The organism is Myxococcus virescens (assembly GCF_900101905.1).
Lineage (GTDB): Bacteria > Myxococcota > Myxococcia > Myxococcales > Myxococcaceae > Myxococcus > Myxococcus virescens.
The window spans coordinates 1-4103 of sequence record NZ_FNAJ01000042.1; the positions used below are offsets into that span (position 1 = coordinate 1).

Below are 4103 nucleotides of genomic sequence, written 5' to 3' on the forward strand. Positions count from 1 at the left end.
AGGTGGGTGTGCTGCCGTATTGCCGTATTGCCGAGCCTCCTTCGAGCGGGTGGGGCATGCGGTGGGAGCGCTGTATGGCGGCCAGCGGCCTCGGGGCAAGTCTCTCGTCTCCCTGCGCATGAAGCGCCCCGGCGCCCGCTGGAAGGAGGCGTCCGGCCAGCACATCCTGGACTTGCGCGCCCTGGTGCTCTCCGAACGGTGGGACGCAGCCATGCACCTCACGCTTGCACCGCAGAGGGCCGAGGTGCGGCGCGCAGCTTGATCAGGATGGGAGCCACACCCCTCCTAGCCCTTCAAACATGCCAGTCAAACTGTAAGTTTAGCCCCCGCAAACAATACGATGCACCAATGCCACGATGAAGATATTCTAATTGCACAGCACGATCACCAACCAATCATCAACATACCTGATTGAGCTTGGGCGCCCCTCCCTGTCAGAGTGCCTTTGAACCAGAAGTACCGAGGACTGACATCCAGAGAGGCGTTCAAAAATTGTTGCACAACTTCTATTCCCGGAGATCCTGGGCGTTTTTGGGATTTGCACTTTGGGGGATGATTTTCTCGACGCAAGTGTCATGCGACGGCCCTTCTATCTCCACCCCTTGGGAGCGACATCAAATTCAGCCACTCAGGGATGAAACGTGGTACGGAACATTTACATACAAGTTCGAGCAATGGTCCGACTCGGATGACGGACACACCTCTGGTTGCCTGAGCCAGGCCACGAAAAGCACTTATCGCAACACAACCACAATTGACGTCATCTCAGACGAGAACGGCGCACGCATAGCCGTAACGAGCGACACTCGGTCTCGAGACACCGAAACAAGAGAGGAATGCTCGGGCTGCATTCGGACTGAAATCGACGACCTTCGCCGCAAGGCCAATGGCACGACCGAGGCAGACATCTACATTGGAGTCAGCCTCGAAGATGGGATTTCATTGCTAGACATCGCCGGCTGGGACTCCGTAATTGAAAACATCAAAAGAGTCCGAAAAGTACACAACACATGCACTGGAAACAGCGAAAACACCACCCAAGGAACTGACGAGATTTATTCATACTTTTCGGAACTAGGTGAGGTCCAAACGGGACACACCCCGGGACAACTCATCGTCCATGGAGCAAGCGAAGAGGTCGATGACGGCAGTAGCAGCCTACACTATCGCATCACCAAGACTTGGCGATTCACAAACTACCCGCATGTTCGCCTTGTCATCGACGCTGTGAATTTAGACAATTGGCGTCCGTTGGGCACCGTCTGGAATGGCACGGGATCACCGCCCACAACTCCTGGCGCGACGCTCTCCCTGGTTGCAAGCCTTCATCCCAAGCCGAGCGTAGCGCCCAATCCGATCCCTAAGGCAACGAAGATTACATTCAAGATCGTAGAGTCATCAAATGTTCCAGGGGATGCAATGAACTCTCCCCTAGACAACGCAGCCAACAGTCTTCGCGATCTTCAGTTTCAGGCAGGACAGAATCCCGCCATGACCTTCGTCGACGTTGACACGATTCATACTCCGAGCGGGCTTGTTGAGGAAGCCTCCGCAGTACTCTCTAGCTTCGACTGGGGAGCCTATGGTTCAGTTACGGCAGAAGCTGTGCTGGAAGATGGCACGGTTCTGACGGCTCGATTCAGAGACACTGGCGACAATCCAATGCGTATTCCCAAACGGGAAAGCACGTCATATATCGCGGACTCTTGGAGACTGGCGGCAGGGGTGGCGGACCTTCCTGACTCTTCAGATGAAGAGACCTTGAGCGGGGGCGCTGGTGATGGACATTCCGGCGATGGATTGACTCTCTATGAGGAGTATCGTGGCTTTGTTGCGAACGGGCAATGGGGGACCACGGATCCAGCCAAGGTTGAATTCCATGTTTACAATGGACTTCACTCCTACCCATCAATACTCACTCAAGTGACCGCAGGAATCCAGACATTCAAGAACGCGACTGGGCTCAATGTCCATTCCAACTACAGAGAGGCTGATTTTGAACAGGCATCAGACCCCTCTGATATCGACCCTTCCAAGCGCGTCATCAACTTCAATGCATTACACGAAGGTGGACGGCACCGCGTTGATCAGCACATTATCATGCTCATGCCGTCAATCAATCCATTGTCCGTCGTATCACAGACACACCGTGGCCCCAGTAGCCCCGTCAACATTCCCATGATTGAGATCGGGCAGATGACCGACCCTGGGGACATCGCAGGCACCGTTGCGCATGAACTCGCACATAGCGCCAACGTCCCTCATCACGGGGAAAATGGCCACGATTTCGTCACCTGGATACCTCAAGTCACTGACTATCTTGAAATCTCCACCGCAACTCCTGCGCCAGGAGTTCCTATTACTCTGCGAATGGAGGCGGACGGGAGTCTAGCTCCAATCCTGGCAAATCCATTGCAAATGCTACTGCTCTCGATCGAAGTCACAGATCCAACGAAGGGTAGTCGATTCGGAGGAGACGAGAATTGCCTAATACGATATTACGGAGCAAACGCAGTGAAATGGAACAGCAAGCCGTCTGCGGAGCGATTTCTCATTCTTCCAAGAGAAACGCCGGGAACGCAGTTGTGTTCAGATGGCCTCGGCAAGACTTTCAATGCAACCGTGAGACCTGACTACTCCCCTCCAGAGAGCCGACCTTCGCGCCACGGACATGCCGCGCCCAATCGCGGCAACTGCATACACCGGATCTGCATCAATGATGCTCACGCACACATTCCCCAGAACGCCCCATGATCCAAAACATCACAAAAACTGCCTTGTTTCTCGTGTTGCTTGGACTTCATGGCGGACGTGCTCAGGCATCCATGCCAGGAGAACCGCAAGGAACACGCTCGCCTGAGACCAATCCAGAGCTTATTATCGAATTCAACACTGCACACCTTCGAAAGGGATGGCCGCTCGTCTTGTCGATCGGCTTGTTTCAGCCGCGAGCAGTCACGACAGAAGAACAAGTGCGTTCCGCAGGAGCTTTCGTCATTAATCCCCCTCGCGAGGGATGGGAAGAGCACCTGTCCATTGAAATTCTCTTTCGACAGAACCGGAAAAACGAACAGACGCACCTCCCACTTCAGAAAATAAGTATCCGCCCGCGCCAATTGACTTTGTCTTCCGACAAATCCAGCTTGCTCTTGCGCTACGTCTTGCCGCCAGAGGAAACGGCAAAACTGGCCACCGGCAAGTACTTTGTCAATGCCAAGCTGGACACAACGCGCGTCGCGACTGGTGGATGGACAGGGACTCTTAACACATCCCAGGTGCTTTCCGTGGAAGAGCCGTCTTTAGACCAACCTGCAAACGAAGGCTGTCCTCGTGCACTGGCGAACTCCGACTACTTCGACGCGATAGGGAATCCTGAAAAGGCCCTCACGGTCATGAATGAGTATTTACCAGCGGCTCAACCAGGAACGGCAGCAACGTGCTTGAATCGGCGGGCCATGCTTGCCGAAGCGTCAGGGGATCTGAAGTTGGCACGGGAGTACTATTGCAAGGCTTCTGCAGATTCTTGGGTGAACCTTCTCGCGATGGAGAAGTCGAGAAAGAAGGGGGAGCAGGCGCCGTTCTATGCTCGTTCCATTTTCAGTACAAATTGTGAGCGTCTGACCGATGTGACTGGCAAGACGCAGTAGACTTCAGTCGATGTAGAGAAGCGCGAAGTGGCGTGCCCGCGCCCTGCGCGGGCACGTCGTGCGCAGATTTGGTGGGATCGAGCAGTTGCTGACGCGGAGCCGGTGCGACTTCGTGCGGTTGTATACACGGATGGAGACTGGCCGCTTCCGGTGGATGACGGCGCTCAAAAGATACCCCGGATGCCACGCAGTTGGCGATGCCGCTGGACGGTATTGCTGGAGCCCAGGAGAGGGGCTAGGAGCGTGTCGGGGTAACGGGCAAGGAGCCGGATAATGGGCTCCTTGCAGCAGAGGTGGCGCTCCGCCCGTTTGGAACTGGCGGCGCCGCCACTACGCGGCGAGCTGCGCCCGATGGAGTTTCAGGGTGTGGATCTGGCACTGAGCAGCGAGCGAGCTGACAGGCAAGGGGACCACCGGAGGCCTGATGGTCGGCAGCAGGCGAGGCCACTGGTGGGT

General features: G+C 55.6%; 2 protein-coding genes and 1 pseudogene. All 3 read left to right on the top strand.

The features are described from left to right. Positions 1 to 262, top strand: a pseudogene (locus BLU09_RS39740) (hypothetical protein); the annotation flags it as partial. 290 nt (positions 263 to 552) lie between these two features. Continuing rightward, a complete protein-coding gene (locus BLU09_RS38600; RefSeq protein ID WP_143043286.1) occupies positions 553 to 2754 on the top strand; it encodes a hypothetical protein in 2202 nt (733 codons plus the stop codon). Further along, positions 2751 to 3647 carry a hypothetical protein gene (locus tag BLU09_RS38605; protein ID WP_143043287.1) on the top strand — a complete coding sequence of 299 codons (897 nt, stop codon included), beginning with the start codon at positions 2751 to 2753 and terminating at the stop codon, positions 3645 to 3647. The genes BLU09_RS38600 and BLU09_RS38605 overlap by 4 nt, the downstream gene beginning before the upstream one ends. Positions 3648 to 4103: the final 456 nt, after the last annotated feature.